The organism is Arthrobacter sp. JDC6, assembly GCF_056484025.1.
Genome location: NZ_CM151278.1, coordinates 4,358,411 through 4,373,834, shown reverse-complemented (window position 1 = coordinate 4,373,834; position 15,424 = coordinate 4,358,411). Strand labels below are relative to the sequence as shown.

The following is a 15,424-nucleotide window of genomic DNA, read 5'->3' as shown; positions in this document are numbered from 1 at the left end:
CACCCTGGCCGTGCCCGCAAGCACCGCCGCGCATCCCGCACCCTCACCGCTGAACGAAAGGCACCCTCATGACCTCCTACCGCCATGACGCCTGGGAGCACCTCCGCGGTGCCCTCGTGCAGGTCCGGAAGAACGGCACCGTCCTTCGCGAAGGACTCGTCGAGGACGTCATGCCTGACTCGTCGGCCCTCTGGATCGCCGCCGACGGGCTCGCCGGCCGGGTGCTGATCGAAGCTGCCGAAGGCCACGAGGTGTGGGTCGAGCCGCGGCAACTCGAGGGTAAACGCGCGTACCGCATGACATTGTCCGCACTCCAGCGCGGAGAAGGAGATCAGGTTCGCGGGATGCACCTCAACCGTCAGGCTGCGGATGAATCCTTGTTCCGCGGCGGCCGCAGATGGCCGAGGACCGCGTAGGCAAAGTCCACCAGGTAGTCGTTCAGGGCCAGGGAGGCAGCCCTGGCCGCTGAATCATCTTTGGCGAGAATCGCTTCCAGAATTCTTCCGTGAAGCGTCGATCCCCGTGAGATCTGGTCTGCCTCGTCCCGCATGTGGGCGATCCAGAAGCGCCGGGAAAGAGCCTGCGCGGGGGCCAGTGCATCCGCGAGGTATTCATTGGCTGCGGCATCGACAATCAGATGATGGGTCTCCTTCACCGTCTCCAGGTAGGTGCCCAAGGTGAATTCCTCGTGTTTGAGCCGGTCCACCATGGCAGCCATTTCCCTTCGGTGCTCTCCAGCTGCCCGGCCGCAGGCAAGCTCCACTGCCAAGGCCTCCAGAACCCGGCGCAGCTCAAGGAGACGCAGCTGAGTCTCGACCGAAGCGGCCGGGACGAGGACCCCCTTGCTGGGGTGGATCTGGACCATGCCCTCCCGGGCGAGCCGCTGCAGGGCCTCACGAACCGGGGTGCGGCCGAACCCGGTTGAGGCTGTGAGCATCGACTCGGAGACCAAAGACCCCGGTGTGATTTCCTGGAAGATGATCATCCGCTCGATCTCGTCATAAGCGCCGTCGGCCTTACCTTTTTCCGCCACCTGGCCACTCCTCCCCCCGGCCGGGCCGCCCCGGCTACCGCGTCTCCCGATTCACCGGGCAATGGAAAGCCCATTGACTTAGGGACATCCTAAAGCATATGTTACCGGTATATCGGTTGCATGTCGGTCAATGGTGACCGTACCGGCCTTAGGCTGCATTGCACCTCTTCTACGAAGGAAGCCATGAAATCCTCGCGTATTGAGCACCGCGCCATCGACTACATACCGGAAACCGAGCGCCACGGTGTGGCTCGAAGCCTCTTCTTTGTCTGGTTCGCCGCCAACACATCCATCACTGCGGTGGTGACCGGCGCGCTGTTTGTCATCCTGGGAAACTCGGCCCTGTGGGCCATCCCGGCCGTCATTATTGGAAACATCTTGGGCGGGTTCGTTACCGCCCTTCACTCCGCCCAGGGACCCAAGCTGGGAGTGCCGCAGATGATTCAGAGCCGGGCGCAGTTCGGCTACTACGGCGCCATCCTCCCGCTCGTACTCTCCCTGATTATCTATCTGGGGTTCTACGCCACCGGGCTCGTCCTGGGGGGCCAGGCCATCGGTGACCTTCTCCATGTGCCGGTCCAGGCCGGCGCCACGATCTTCGCGCTGCTCTCCACGACCCTGGCCATCTTCGGCTACCGCTATATCCACAAATTCTCCAAGATCGCCACAGCGCTGAGCGCCGCCGTGTTCGTCGTGCTCTTCATTCGCATCCTCACCGCCCCCGATGCCGCTGCTCTGATCCAACAGACTGACCTCGCTATCGGCCCGTTCGTCCTGGGAATTTCCTTGGCGGCATCGTGGCAGCTCACTTTTGGCCCCTACATTGCGGACTACTCCCGCTACCTGCCCAAGAACACATCCCAGCGCGCGACCATGGGGTGGACCTTCGCCGGCAGCGTGATCGGAGGCTCACTCGCCATGATCCTGGGCGCCCTGGGCGCAGCGATCGGCGGCCACAGCTTCAACACCAACCAGGTCGGATACCTCGCCAACCTTGGAGCCGGGTTCGCGTGGCTGGTCCTGCTGGCCGTGATCTGCGGAAAACTCACCGGCAACACCCTGAGCACCTACGGCGGGTTCATGTCCCTGGCCACCATCGTCACCGCCATCACCCGGCGCGAGATCATCACCGGCAAAGCCAGGACCGGTTACATCGTCCTGATCTCCGCAGCAGCCCTGAGCATCGCCCTGGCCGCAAGCGACAACTTCCTCGGAGCCTTCACCAATTTCCTGCTCTTCCTGCTCTACTTCATGACTCCGTGGTCCGCGATCAACCTCGTCGACTTCTACTTCGTCCGCAAAGAAAAGTACAACGTCGCCGCACTCTTCGAACCGGACGGCGAATACGGGCGCATCAGCTGGACCGCCATCGCCGCGTACGCCGCCGGAATCCTCATCCAGATCCCGTTCATGAACAGCCCCCTCTACGTCGGGCCCGTCGCGGAATGGCTGGGAGGAGCCGAAATCGCATGGCTCATCGGCCTGGCCGTCTCCGGCGGCCTGTATTACCTGTTCGCTCCGGCCCGCAAAGCACCGCCGTACTCCACCCGCCCCGCCGTGGACGAACAGCCAGAGGCTGCCGCCGTGACCCGCCCGTCCATCTGACCCGCTAACGCCTACACAGGAGTACCCCCATGAAATATGATCCCGGCTTCGAGAAGAGCCCCCTGCCGTTCGCCCCCTTCAAGAGCCTCACGGTCCCCCGGCCCATCGGCTGGCTCTCCAGCGTCAGCAAAGACGGCGTGGAGAACATCGCGCCCTACAGCCAATGGCAAAACCTGACCTTCGACCCGCCCATGGTGATGTTCGCCGCCAACCAATACCCCGACGGGCGGCGCAAAGACACCGTCATCAACGCCGAAGAAACCGGCTGGTTCGTCTGGAACATGGCCACCTGGGACCTCCGCGAAGCCGTCAACATCAGTGCAATGGCACTCCCGCCGGGCGACAGCGAATTCGACCGACTCAACGTCACGAAAAAGAAGGCCGATCTCTCCGACACACCCATGGTCGCCGAAAGCCCCTTCCACTTTGAATGCCGGTACCTGTCCTCCCACCGGATCCCCGGCAACTCCACCGTCGGGTCCATCGACGTCGTCTACGCCGCCGTGGAACGCATCCACCTGGACGAAAACTGCCTTACCCCGGACGGACGGATCGACATCGCCAAGGCCAAACCGATCGCGCGCATGGGCTACTACGACTACACCGTCGTCACCGACACCTTCGAGATGAAAGTCCCCAGCTCCGACGCCGACGAAATGGCGGGCCTCGCAGGACAACCCGCATAGTTCCACGGCACAGCTATTTTCGCGCGGCGTGCCCGGTACCGCTGAAGTCTCACTTCCGAGGTACCGGGTTCCGGCGCCGGCCTGGAGAACCCGTGGGACCGCCCGAACCCGGTTCGGTTAATTTCGTTCCACAACTACGTGCCAAGGTCGTCCGCGGCTATCGGGAAAGTAGTTTCTCACCGTCGGGTCGTAACTCTCCGTTGGGCGATACGTGCCGGTACAGCGTCTGGCGGGTAATTCCGAGTTCGGTACAGAGTTCGCTGACTTTGGTGCCGGGCTTGCCCATGGACGCCAGGGCGAGCCGGAGCTTGGCGGGGGTCATCTTGTACGGGCGTCCGCCGTTCCGGCCTCGGGCGCGGGCGGCGGCGAGACCCGCGAGGGTGCGTTCAGAGATCAGTTCGCGTTCGAACTCGGCCAGTGCGGCGAAGATCCCGAAGACCAGCTTCCCGGAGGCCGTGGTGGTATCGATGGCGGCACCCTGACCGGTGAGGACCTTAAGTCCGATGCCGCGTTCAGTAAGGTCGTGGACGATGTTGACCAAGTGCCGCAGGTCTCGTCCGAGCCGGTCCAGTTTCCAGACGACCAGGGTGTCCCCGTGCCGCAGGGCCTTGAGGCAGGCGGCCAGCTGGGGCCGGTCGTCCTTCTTCCCGGAGGCCCTGTCTTCGTAAAGGGAGTCCGCCCCGATGCTGGCGGCCAGGAGCGCGTCGCGCTGCAGGTCAGTGGTCTGGGAGCCGTCCGCCTTCGAGACCCGCATGTACCCAACCAGCATTGCCGCTTCCTTGTCATTTATACGTTCGTTTAGGTGACAAGGGGATCTCAACCCGGTTCTAAATCGGGACCTGTCACTTATCCAGTTACTTATTCTATGTCAGACAAGGGGACTCTTTCCTTCTGTTTGTGACAGAGAGTCGAGAGGGATCTGAAGCTCGGCGAAGGCGTCTTTGAGACCGCGCACGGCTTCCTCACCGCGGCACCCGTAGTGTGCGAAGTCGAAGAGGTGCTTCGCGACCACGGGATCCGTTTTGGCTGCCGTGATGCATGCGTCCAAGGTAGTCGTCACTGTGTTCCAGAGCTCGTCCAGTGTCGGCTGTTTCTGCGCTCCTGCGCGGGCTGTCGGTGGTCCGGGCGGGGTTCCGCTGCTGATCGGTGCCTTCGGTTCGGGACGCAGAAGGTGCGCGGAGGTACCCATGGCGGTCAGTGAGCCGTCCTCGATCATTTCCATCGCGGCGGCAGCGGCTTCGAGCAGTTGCTGCTGCCTGGTCCAGTGGAGGGTCTCGAAGGGTTGCCATGAGTGCAGGCCGGCTCGGAACGGGTGGCCGCAGTGGTCCCAGACCCGGCGCACGTCCTCCAGTTGCCGGCCGTATCTTCCCTGGGGCGCGCTGAGTTCATCCAGCAGGGTCCTGAGCAACCGGAACCAGACTCCGGCGTGAACCGAGCGCCGGGGTAGGTCCACGGATCCTGTTGTTATTGCCTGCCAGGTGCGCCGGTCCATCAGGGTCAATGATTCCGGGAGTTCCCGCTGGTCCTCGGCGGAGGTTGTCCACTTGATGTAGTCCGCAGGGTGTCCTTCATAGGTCTCGAGCCGGTGTCGGTGTCCCGGGCAGCTGGCCATGAGCGGTAATTGCCAGAAGAGCAGTATCGTCGGGCCGGACTCCAGGCATTCGCGGCATCCCCGCAGCACCCGGGTTTCCGCGAGCCATGGCTGCCACTTCCGCGGTGTGTAGATTTGGCGTCGCGCCGGTGGCAGGAGCACGGAGAGCTGGTGCACATAGGTTTCGTAGGTATCGGGTGCAGGGGTGAGGGAGTCGAAGAGCCATGGCACCCAGCCGGCCATGGTCATGGCCTGTACGCGGTGCTGGTCGAGGCCCGTGCGCTTGGCGAGCTCGTCGAGCAGGTGCCGTGGCGGGTCCAGATCCAGCTCTGCGTCGCTGAGTTCCCGGTGACCGAGTGCGTGTTCGAGCAGTTGGTGGGAGTACATGCCATAGCTGCTCGCCGTCCGCCGCAGCCAGGAGGACAAAGATTCCGTTGCTGCAGGTGCCGGATGAAGGGGCCAGCGCTCCGGCGGTCTCACATCAGTTCGCGTTCGAACAAGCGGCGCCGTTCTGTGGGTCCTGCGTAATCGGCCATGACCAGGGTGCGCCGATTGATGCGCTCTTCACCGCTTTCCACGGCGGCGATCGCCGCGGTCGTCAGGAGCCGGGCGAGTTCGCCAATGGTTCCCTCGCTTCGGGCGAGTAAGTACTGCGCCATATCGGCGGTAGCGATGTCCGAGGGGCGCTGCAGGGGTAGGGCGGCCGCGAAGCTGGCCAATAACGACAGGGTGTCCGCACCGGTGTTCCATAAGGGAAGGACGATGGGTTCAAACCGGTTCTCCAGCTGATCATCGGAACGAACGGCAAGATATGCCTCCCGGGTTCCGACGCCGACGATCGGGATGCGCAGCTCGTTGCCCAGGAATCGCAGGAGGTTGAGGAACTCCCGGCGGCTGTTGCCTTGCCCGGCGAGGATATTGTGCAGCTCGTCGATGACGAGCATGCGCACTCCTGTCACGCGCAGCAGTTTCAGCGCGATCTGCTCCACGTCAGCCAGGCGCCGTCGTGGTTGAAGCGGTGCCCCAAGCGCGGCCAGGAGCGCGATGTAGAAGCGCAGCACGGAAGGCTCCGACGGCATCTGCACGCACAACACCGGGATGAGCTCCCGCTCCGGCTCGGCCGCGGGCGGGTGTCCCCGGCGGAACTTTTCCACGATCATCGACTTGCCGTTGTTCGTCGGCCCGATCAGCAACAGGTTCGGCATGCGCTGTTTGTCCGGCCACGACAGCAGGGACTCCAGGCGGGCCACCGCTTCCACCGCGCGCGGGTAGCCGATCCACCGGTCGGCTCGGATCAATTCAACCCGCTCGTTCGCAGGCAACCGTGCCGCGGCCCGCACACTCGGGTGCAGGTGGGACAACTCCGGTGCCTCGTACTCAGGCATGGTCACCACTGCTCGATCTGATCGAATCGCGGTACCCGGGCCGCATCCGCCACCATGTCCGGTTCCTGCTGAGCAGGGGCTTCCGGCGGGAGTGACGGGGATGGTGTCGTCGAACGCCGCGTCGTCACTGCGTTGCGGCGCTCGGTGTCGCGGCGCATGCGCTTGGTAGTTTTCGAGGCAGTGTTTGCGACTTCCCGCATTTGCGCGATGGTGCGGAACAACGCCGCTTCGTCCACTTGGGCTACGCCGCGCTCGTGTAGTCGTGCCAGGGCGTGCCGGTGCTCCCACAGGCTTACTGAGGGGTTAGCCATGGTCCGGTAAGGGACCTCGACATAGTGAGCCCCTTCTGGTTCCAACACCCAGATCCTGCTGATGTCCCTGGGGTCCCGGCGGATGAGGAACGGCCCAAGCGTTTCGCGCCGGGTGATCCACGGTTTCAGCGCATTGGAGAAATAGTGGACATGATCGATGACGAAGCCCGTCCTCGTCAGGGTACGCCGCACGACGGGGAGGAAATCGACCAGGAACGCTGTCGGGTTAGTGGCAACCGGCGGCAGCCCCGTCGCCACCACCCCTTCTGCCCACCGTCCAGCTGGCGTCTGCCCCAGCGTTCTGTGGGTGGTGCCGTGGTAGTTGGTGACGGCAAGGGCCATCCATTTCTCCAGCTCGCGCAGGGTCAGCGCCGCTTCCCGGTCGGAGTCATAACGACCCCGTTCGCCGGGGTTGGAAAAGGTGGTCCCGGGAAGTTCGTGGATTTGCTTCATCGCGGTGCCGATCACGCGTTCCACAATTCCGCCATAATGAGGCCGGCCCAGCGGACGGTAGGCCAGCTCGATACCGTGCTGGTCGCATCCTCGTCGGAGCGCTTCGCTCTTAAATTCGCTGGCATTATCCCGGTAAAGCAGTCTCGGCTTCCCGCTCATCGGCCACCCCGCCTCAACACCCAGACCTTCAAGCCATGGTCTTTTGTCAGTCCCGGCATGTGCCAGGCACAGCCCAACCGACACTGCCGAGGGAGCCTCCAGGGTCACAACCATGCCGATGATGCACCGACTGTAAACATCGATCGCGACAGTTAAATACGGCCGACCAATCGGTCGCCGCTCCCGCTCGTCCACGACGATCACATCGATGACTGTGTGGTCAATCTGCACCCGCTCCAAAATCGTGCCGACCGCAGGCACCTCGTCCCCGGCGGACTGCAGCGACCGCACCGCATCGGGCCCTCTCCTACGCCGTCCTACCTCAACTGGATTCAATGCCCGGATGCGCCGCTCCACCGTGTTTCGGGCCGGGACAGGAAGCTGCCGTGCGCGGCAGGCCGCAGCAATATCCCGATACACCGACGCCAACGTCCGTTTCTGCCGAGTCAGGAACTGCTTCCGCACCATCATCCGGACTAGGTCCTCGACCTCCTCTGACAGCCTTGCGGTTCCTTTCCCTCCGGAGGAACGGCCCGGAGCCAAATCTGTCAGCAAACCAGAACCATCGCGACTGCGTTTGATCAGCACGTACACCTGGCGACGCGATACGTTCAAGGCCGCGGCGGCAGCATCAACCGCTCCCCTGCCAACGACCGTCCGCGCAGCCAAGGGACCGATCACGGCCGAAACCGACTTCGTCCGATCCCACAGCTCATCCTGCATCGTCAGCATGCCCGGCTCACGAATGGGTGCCGATTCCGCATCCACTCCGACACCTCCCTCGGCGTGCAGAGGAGTAGTAAGCAAAAACGACCCTAGTGCAGAGGAGTACGGAAAAACCAGTGCTCAACACCCGCCTGCACAACCGCGGAAACGGGCTGCTCGCCGTGCACGCGAGTACGGAAAATGACAAGGTAGGGGTGTAGCTCGGCCTGACTGGATTTCCTGGGAAGCCATCCGGCAGCACCACTAGACGATCCGAAGGAAAGGGTAGGACGGCCCACGAAGGCGGTCAAACCCAAAAGAGATGATCGGCTTCTGCCTTGACGGTGTTGGTGATGCTGCCAACGCCTTCCACCGTCACGGTGACGGTGTCACCGTCTTTGAGGAACAGTTGCGGGTGTCGGCGGTATCCGACGCCGGCTGGTGTGCCGGTGAGGATGACGTCCCCTGGTTCCAGTGTGGTGAATTCGGAGATGGTGGCGATGAGTGTGGGGATGCTGAAGATCAGGTGGGAGAGATCCGATTTTTGGACGACTTCCCCGTTCAGGGTGGTGCTTATGCCGGCCTTGCTGATGTCGGTTTCTGCGGGTGTGACGATGTGCGGGCCGAGCGGGGTGGTGTTGTCCCAGATCTTGCCCTGCAGCCATTGGTGAGACTTGTTCTGGTAGTCGCGCATGGTGACGTCGTTGGAGACGCAGTAGCCAAGGATGTGGTCCATGGCGTTCTGTTCGACGATGCGGCGGCCTGTCTTGCCGATGATGACGGCGAGTTCGCCCTCGAAGTCGACCTGGGTGGATTCCGGGGGAAGGATGATGTCGTCGGCAGGTCCTATGAGGGTGGATGTGTACTTGGGGAAGAGGACGGGAAAGGTGGCCGTGCTGGTGTCGTCGGCATGGTCTTTGTAGTTCAGGCCCACGCAGATGATCTTGCCGGCCTTTGGTGACGCCGCGCGCAGGGTGACTTCGGATAGGGGAACCCGTGATTCCCTCAGGCGGGCGGCACTGGCAAGGAGATCGGCGGATGTTTCCGGTCCGATGTCGGTGAGCCCGGCCAGCGGGATGAGGTGTTCGCCATGAACTTCGCCAAGGTAGTTGTGACCCTTGTATTGGTAGTTTGCGTAGGCCATTCGTTCTCTCTTCAGATCTTGGTTGCTGATTACGGCGGTGGGCGGATGTGCCGGACGGTGGTACTTGTTCATCAGCGGCATCCTTGCCGCTTCGGCCCCTTTGGGCGCAGGCGCTAACCTGCCGGCTGCACACCGAAGGCCACGGCGAGCTTCATGATCTTCTCGGCGCGGCCCAGTCGGGGCAGGTCGGAGCCGTCACGGATGACGCGGCCGTTGGCTTCGAAGTCGTTCATGAAGTCGGTGGCCCAGGCGACGTCGGACGGGGTGGGGCTGATGACCTCGTTGATCACCGGGGTCTGGTCGATGGCCAGGCACAGCTTGCCGGTCATGCCCATCATCACGGTGATGCCGGTCTGCTCGCGCAGGATGGGGTGGTTGGTGCCGACGGTGGGGCCGTCGATGGGGCCCGGCAGGTTGCCCACCCGGCTGGCGACCACGAGCTTGGCGCGGGGGTAGGCCATGGCCTCCGGGGTGGCGGCCATGCCGGTGTCGCGGCGGAAGTCGCCGGAACCGAAGGCCAGGCGGAACGCACCCTGGGCCTTGGCGATATGGTTGGCTTCCTCGATACCGAGCGCGGATTCCACCAACGGGATCACGGGGGTCTTGCCGTCCATGCGGTGGAAGCTCTCGGTGACCTGGTCCGCGGATTCGGTCTTGGCGAGCATGACGCCCAGCAGGCCCGGGGTGCCGCGAAGCCCGGCAAGGTCATCAGCCCAGAACGGGCTGGTGGCGTCATTGATCCTCACCCAGGCCTTGCCGCCGCCGGTCAGCCAGTCGATCACGTTGGCGCGGGCCTGGTCTTTCTGGGACGGGTCCACCGCATCCTCAATATCCAGGATGATCGAGTCGGCACGGGAGACGGCCGACTGGTCGAAAAGCTCCGGCTTCATGGCATTGACCAACAGCCAGGAACGGGCGATCTCTGCGGGAATATTGCGTTCCGGGATGACGCCCGGGAGCACATTGCTTAGTACTGGGGTGGAGTAGGAGGTGTCTTCGGTGCTTCGGGGCATGTAGGTGCGCTGCGTCATGGGTCTCCGTACTGGGTCAGTTATGTGATGGTGCTGTTGATGTCATCCGGTAGCAGATCCCGTCTTCGGCTTCTTCCGGGTGGGCCCACACCTCGATCCCGTGCGCAGCTTCGTACATGGTGCGTGGTTGGGCGGCGTCGCCTGTGATCCAGAGCGCTGTGGAGTCTGCCATGGCGTCATCCACGGTTCCGGTGCGGATGAGTTGGCCGTGCTGGCGGATCTGGACGGTCGCTCCGATGAGCCGTCGCCAGTGGAGGTGCTGGCGGAGCATAATGCGCTCTTCGAAGGCGGGTGTGCGCCCGTTGCTGGGGCCGGTCGAGGGGGTCATGATGCGGTCAGGGCTGCGGCCACTGCTTTGCCCAGTTCCTTGGTGGTGGCATTGCCCCCCATGTCGGGTGTGAGGGCTTCGGGTCCGCGGGCAAGGACGGTTTCCATGGCGGTGGTGATGGCGGCCGCTGCTTCGGGTTCTCCCAGGTGGTCAAGCATCATGGCGGCGCACCAGATTTGGCCGATGGGGTTGGCGATGCCCTTGCCGGCGATGTCCGGCGCGGATCCGTGGACGGGTTCGAAGAGGCTGGGGAATTTGCGTTCGGGGTTGATGTTTCCGCTGGGGGCGATGCCGATGGTTCCGGTGCAGGCCGGGCCTAGGTCGGAGAGGATGTCCCCAAAGAGGTTGCTGGCTACGACGACGTCGAACCAGTCGGGGTGCATGACGAAGTTAGCGGCCAGGATGTCGATGTGGTACTTGTCCACCTTCAGATCGGAGAAGCCTTTGGCCATTTCCTGCACACGTTCGTCCCAGTAGGGCATGGTGATGGAGATGCCGTTGCTCTTGGTGGCGGAGGTGAGGTGCTTCTTGGGCCGGCTCTGGGCGAGGTCGAAGGCGTATTTGAGGATGCGGTCCACGCCGGTGCGGGTCATGACGGTTTCCTGAACTACGGTTTCCCGGTCGGTGCCTTCGAAGATCTTTCCGCCGATGCTGGAGTATTCGCCTTCGGTGTTTTCCCGTACGACGTAGAAGTCGACGTCGCCCGGGACCCGGCCGGCCAAAGGGCTCGGCACGCCGGGCAAGAGCCGTACGGGGCGGAGGCTGACGTATTGGTCGAAGTGGCGGCGGAACTGCAGGAGGCTTCCCCACAGGGAGATGTGGTCCGGGACGACTTCGGGCCAGCCGACGGCGCCGAAGAAGATGGAATCGAACTGGTTTAGTTCCTCAAACCACCCGTCGGGGAGCATCTTGCCGTGCCGGGTGTAGTAGTCGGCGGAGGCATAGTCCAAGTGTTCGTATTGGAGGTTGAGGTCGAAGGCTGAGGCTGCGGCGTTCAGAACGCGCAGCCCTTCCGGTACGACTTCGGTGCCGATTCCGTCGCCGGGAATGACTGCGATGCGGTGGGGTTTCGACATCAGGGGACCTTCTTCGTCTTTGTTAGGTATGCGGGGTTAGAGGTCGACCGGGTGGGCCGGTTCGCGGTTTTCGAGAACGTCGATGACGGCGTGCGCGGCAGCCAGGCCGGCACGTGCCCGTGCCTCGATCGTTTGTCCGGCGAGGTGGGAGGTGATGAGCAGGGTGTCCAGGCCGCGTAGGGGGCTGTCGCTGGGCAGGGGTTCGCTCTCGAGTACGTCCAGCGCGGCGCCGGCGATGGTGCGGTCGGAGATTGCTTTGGCCAAGGCTTGTTCGTCCACGAGTGAACCGCGGCCGGTGTTGATAAGGACTGCATTGGGTTTCATTGCGTGCAGCCGGGACGCGTCGATGAGTTTGCCGGTGCGTTGGCCTCCACGGGTATGCAGGGAGAGGTAGTCGGCGTTGCGGATGACGGTGTCGAGATCGCTGAACAGTACCGCGGCGTTATCAGGGTCGGGGTGGGCGGTGGTGACCAGGACGTTCATGCCGAGGGCAGCACCCAGGGTCGCGGTGGCGCGTCCGCTGGGGCCATAGCCAATGATTCCGAGGGTGGACCCGCGCAGCTCGTGGCCGGCTTCACGCGGCCAGCCGCCCTCGCGAACGGCGGTGGTGACCTCCAGGAGGCGGCGTGCGGTCATGATGATCAACCCGATGGTCAGTTCGGCGACCGAGTGGTGGTTTATTCCGGGGGCGTTGCAGACTTTGATTCCGCGGGCGGACGCGGCCTCGACGTCGATGGAGTCGTATCCGACGCCACTGCGGGCGATGACTTTGAGGGAGGATGCATCAGCGAGCATGTCGGCGGTGACCGGTTCGCTGGCGAGAATCGCCCCGGATATGCCGTCGAACAACGAACGGCGTTCCGCGGGCGGTCGTTGGCCCCGGGATGGCGAATAAACCGGTTCCAGGCCGTGTTGGCGCAGGAGCTGGTCCACGGAGTCGCCGGGGCGGAGGTAGTCGGTGGTGATCAGGATGCGGGGGGCCATCGTGCAGTGCTTCCTCGTCGGTGGTGCGGTGGTGCGGCGGTGGGCTGTTTGCTGGGCATGCGTGAAGATCCACAGATCAGGGCCGCCACGGGTGCGCGGCGGCCCTGACAATGTTTTCAGCGGGCGTCGACAGTGTCGCTTTCCGCTGGTTCCGGCACTCTTGCCGGGAGTTCGTTCTTCTTCTGGCCCGAGGCGCGGAGGGCTTCGCGGGCCTGGTCGGGGTTGAAGTCCTTCTCCCATTTACCGATAACGACGGCGGCCATCGCGTTTCCGAGGACGTTGATGAAGACGCGGCCTTCGTTCAGGAGGCGGTCGATGCCGACGATGAGAGCGAGGGCAGCCAAGGGGATGCCGCCGACGGAGCTCAAGGTGCTGGCCAGGACGATGAATGCGCCGCCGGCAATGCCCGCGGTGCCCTTGCTGGTGAGCATCATGACACCGACCATGACCAGTTGCTGTTCCCAGGAGAGGTCCATGCCCACGGCCTGGGCGAGGAACACCGAGGCCATGGTCAGGTAAACGGCGGATCCGTCGAGGTTGAAGGAGAATCCGGCCGGAATGACAATGCCGACGGTCGATTTTCCAACGCCGAGGTTCTCCAGCTTCTTGATGAGCTGGGGCAGGACGGCCTCGCTTGAGCAGGTGCTCAGGGCGATCAGGAGTTCAGCCTTGAAGTAACGCATGACAGTGAAGATGTTCATGCCGCAGGCCCGGGCAATGGCTCCCAGAACAACAAGGACATAGACGATGCAGGTTCCGGTGAACAGCAGAACGAGGATGCCCAGTTGCTGCAGACTCTGGGTGCCATAGTTGGCCACGACTGCCGCGAGGGCGCCGAAGGTGCCGATTGGGGCAAGGCGCATGACCCACCCGACGATCTTGAAAATCACGGTGGACAGGGCCTGAATGCCCTTGGTGATGAACGCGCCGGACTCGCCCGAGACATTGAGTGCCGCACCGAACACGATCGAGACCATGAGCGCGGCGATGATGGTGTGTCCGGTAAGGGCGCCGAAGAGGGACTCGGGAATGATGCTGTTGACGAATGCCAGTCCGTCGAAGCCCTTGCTGGCCGCCGCGGGAACTTTGCTCGCGTCCAGCTTGGAAGGATCAATGTTCATGCCTGCGCCGGGCTGGAAGACGTTGGCGACCACCAGACCAATCAGCATCGAGACCAGGGACAGGACGATGAAATAGCCCAGTGCCTTGACACCGATACGGCCGGCTTTGCGCAGGCTGTCCATGGATGCGATGCCGAGTGAAACGACGCAGAACACCACGGGGATAACGATCATCTTGACCAGTGCGATGAACCAGTCACTGAGGGGGGTGAGCTGCTTGGCCACCGAGGGCAGGAGGAAGCCGACGGCGATGCCCAGGACGGCGCCCAGGACGACTTGGAACCAGAGTTCACCAAGCAGCCGGCCGAAACGGGACCCCTGTTTGGGCGGGGAGGAATGCTGTGGGTTCTTGATGGTGTGGGACGACATCCAGGGTGCTCCTTTGCACGCTTCAGACTTGGGGTTGGGGAAAGAGTGGTGCGGTCCCGGGCAGTTCTGCTGCCCGGGACCGGGCACGAAGAGCCGGTTTACTCGTGCAGGCCGCGCAGGACCTTGTAGAACTCGGCCTTGCCTTCGAGGCCGATGCCGGGCAGATCGCCGGGGGCCACGCGGCTGTTGACGACGACCGCGTCGTCGGTGAAGCCGCCGGTGGGCTGGAATTCGCCGGGGTAGGACTCGTTGCCGCCGAGCTTGAGGGCTGCGGCGATGTGCAGGGAGAACTGGTGTCCGCCGTGCGGGATGCAGCGGCGGGATGACCATCCATGCTGGGCCAGCATGTCCTGGATCCGGCGGTATTCGGTGAGGCCGTAGCTCAGGGCGGGGTCGACCTGGATGAAGTCGCGGTCCGGGCGCATGCCGCCGTAACGAACCAGGTTCCGTGCGTCCTGGAGGGAGAACAGGTTCTCGCCGGTCGCGATGGGGTTCCGGTAGTGCTCGGAAAGGGTGGCGTTCAGGGCGTAGTCCAGCGGGTCGCCGACCTCCTCGTACCAGAACAGGCCGTACTTATCGATGGCCTTTCCGTATTCCAGGGCGGTGTCCAGGTCGAACTTGCCGTTCACGTCCACCATGAGGCGGGAGGCGTCGCCGTCGAGGACCTCGATCACGGCTTCGATGCGGCGGAGGTCTTCGGCCAGGTCGGCTCCGCCGATCTTCATCTTGACGATGTTGTAGCCCTGGTCGAGGAAGCCGCGCATTTCGTTCTGCAGGTCTTCCAGCGTCTTGCCGGGGGCGTAGTAGCCGCCGGCGGCGTAGACGAAGACGTCCTTGTCCGGGTTGCCGTCGCCGTAGTGGTCAGAGATCCACCGGTACAGGGGGACACCGGCGATCTTGGCGGCCAGGTCGTGCAGGGCCATGTCGGCTACACCCACGGCAACGGAGCGTTCGCCGTGGCCGCCGGGCTTTTCGTTGGACATCATGATGTCCCATGCCTTTTCCGGCGAGAGTTCGCCGTTCTCATCCAAGAGGTCCTCGGCAGGAGCGTCGAGCAGGCGCGGCAGGATGCGGTCCTGCAGGATGCCCGTGGCGTTGTAGCGGCCATTGGAATTGAATCCATAGCCGACCAGCGGCTTGCCGTCAACAAACACGTCGCTGACCAGGGCAATGATGGTGCAGTCCATCTTGGTGAAGTCAATGAACGCGTTCCGGATGGAGGAACTGATGGGGATGGTGCCTACGTGGGCGGAAACGATTTTCATCTTTGAATCTCTCTGGGATCGGAACTTATTTCTTATAAGACCAACACCCGAGACTAGCCCAAGCGTCGCATCACCTGCAGTACTTGGATGCGAATATCTTATAAGACGTTGAATCGAGGTTAGCTTGCCCGTGACCGGGAGCACAAGCCCAGTGAGCAGATTTCTTATAAGATGTTTT

15 protein-coding genes are annotated in these 15,424 nt (G+C 63.3%); 3 read left to right on the top strand and 12 right to left on the bottom strand.

Annotation, left to right across the window (positions count from 1 at the left end):
• Nucleotides 1-68 precede the first annotated feature (68 nt).
• The gene (locus tag ACV095_RS20260) at nt 69-416 is read left to right on the top strand and encodes a hypothetical protein (protein ID WP_478222599.1); all 348 of its coding nucleotides are present in this window, start codon (nt 69-71) and stop codon (nt 414-416) included.
• Here ACV095_RS20260 and ACV095_RS20255 read toward each other — a convergent pair.
• Complete coding sequence (locus tag ACV095_RS20255; protein ID WP_478222598.1) at nt 359-1,033, bottom strand: GntR family transcriptional regulator; 675 nt, start codon at nt 1,031-1,033, stop codon at nt 359-361. The two genes, ACV095_RS20260 and ACV095_RS20255, sit on opposite strands and share 58 nt — an antisense overlap.
• Before the next feature lie 183 nt (nt 1,034-1,216).
• On the opposite strand from ACV095_RS20255, the gene ACV095_RS20250 reads away from it, so the two are divergent.
• On the top strand, nt 1,217-2,638 hold the full coding sequence (locus ACV095_RS20250; RefSeq protein WP_478222597.1) for a purine-cytosine permease family protein: 1,422 nt from the start codon (nt 1,217-1,219) through the stop codon (nt 2,636-2,638).
• Between the two features lie 29 nt (nt 2,639-2,667).
• Nucleotides 2,668-3,324, top strand: a complete 657-nt coding sequence (locus tag ACV095_RS20245; protein WP_478222596.1) for a flavin reductase family protein — start codon at nt 2,668-2,670, stop codon at nt 3,322-3,324.
• A 157-nt stretch (nt 3,325-3,481) separates the two neighbouring features.
• Here ACV095_RS20245 and ACV095_RS20240 read toward each other — a convergent pair whose 3' ends face one another.
• The 11 genes from ACV095_RS20240 to ACV095_RS20190 all read right to left on the bottom strand — a co-directional run bounded on the left by ACV095_RS20240 (nt 3,482) and on the right by ACV095_RS20190 (nt 15,246).
• Entirely contained in the window at nt 3,482-4,093 is a 612-nt protein-coding gene (locus tag ACV095_RS20240) for a recombinase family protein (RefSeq protein ID WP_076705917.1), read from the bottom strand.
• Nucleotides 4,094-4,192: 99 nt separating this feature from the next.
• Nucleotides 4,193-5,395, bottom strand: a complete 1,203-nt coding sequence (locus ACV095_RS20235) for a TniQ family protein (RefSeq protein ID WP_478222595.1) — start codon at nt 5,393-5,395, stop codon at nt 4,193-4,195.
• Nucleotides 5,392-6,300: a TniB family NTP-binding protein gene (locus ACV095_RS20230; protein ID WP_478222594.1), complete on the bottom strand. Its 909-nt coding sequence runs from the start codon at nt 6,298-6,300 to the stop codon at nt 5,392-5,394. Before ACV095_RS20230 ends, ACV095_RS20235 begins: the two co-directional genes overlap by 4 nt.
• Nucleotides 6,301-6,302: 2 nt before the next feature.
• Nucleotides 6,303-7,991, bottom strand: coding sequence for a Mu transposase C-terminal domain-containing protein (locus tag ACV095_RS20225; protein ID WP_478222593.1), 1,689 nt, complete (start codon nt 7,989-7,991; stop codon nt 6,303-6,305).
• Between the two features lie 244 nt (nt 7,992-8,235).
• Nucleotides 8,236-9,072, bottom strand: coding sequence for a fumarylacetoacetate hydrolase family protein (locus ACV095_RS20220; protein WP_478222592.1), 837 nt, complete (start codon nt 9,070-9,072; stop codon nt 8,236-8,238).
• Nucleotides 9,073-9,185: 113 nt separating this feature from the next.
• Complete coding sequence (locus ACV095_RS20215) at nt 9,186-10,103, bottom strand: HpcH/HpaI aldolase/citrate lyase family protein (protein ID WP_478222591.1); 918 nt, start codon at nt 10,101-10,103, stop codon at nt 9,186-9,188.
• A gap of 16 nt (nt 10,104-10,119) precedes the next feature.
• Complete coding sequence (locus ACV095_RS20210; protein WP_478222590.1) at nt 10,120-10,431, bottom strand: hypothetical protein; 312 nt, start codon at nt 10,429-10,431, stop codon at nt 10,120-10,122.
• A complete protein-coding gene (locus tag ACV095_RS20205; protein WP_478222589.1) occupies nt 10,428-11,507 on the bottom strand; it encodes a tartrate dehydrogenase in 1,080 nt (359 codons plus the stop codon). The genes ACV095_RS20210 and ACV095_RS20205 overlap by 4 nt, the downstream gene beginning before the upstream one ends.
• Nucleotides 11,508-11,543: 36 nt before the next feature.
• Nucleotides 11,544-12,491 (bottom strand): phosphoglycerate dehydrogenase, encoded by a 948-nt coding sequence (locus ACV095_RS20200; protein ID WP_478222588.1) that lies wholly within the window; start codon nt 12,489-12,491, stop codon nt 11,544-11,546.
• A 116-nt stretch (nt 12,492-12,607) separates the two neighbouring features.
• Entirely contained in the window at nt 12,608-13,981 is a 1,374-nt protein-coding gene (locus tag ACV095_RS20195; protein WP_478222587.1) for a cation:dicarboxylate symporter family transporter, read from the bottom strand.
• Between the two features lie 98 nt (nt 13,982-14,079).
• Nucleotides 14,080-15,246: a mandelate racemase/muconate lactonizing enzyme family protein gene (locus ACV095_RS20190; protein ID WP_056392002.1), complete on the bottom strand. Its 1,167-nt coding sequence runs from the start codon at nt 15,244-15,246 to the stop codon at nt 14,080-14,082.
• Nucleotides 15,247-15,424: the final 178 nt, after the last annotated feature.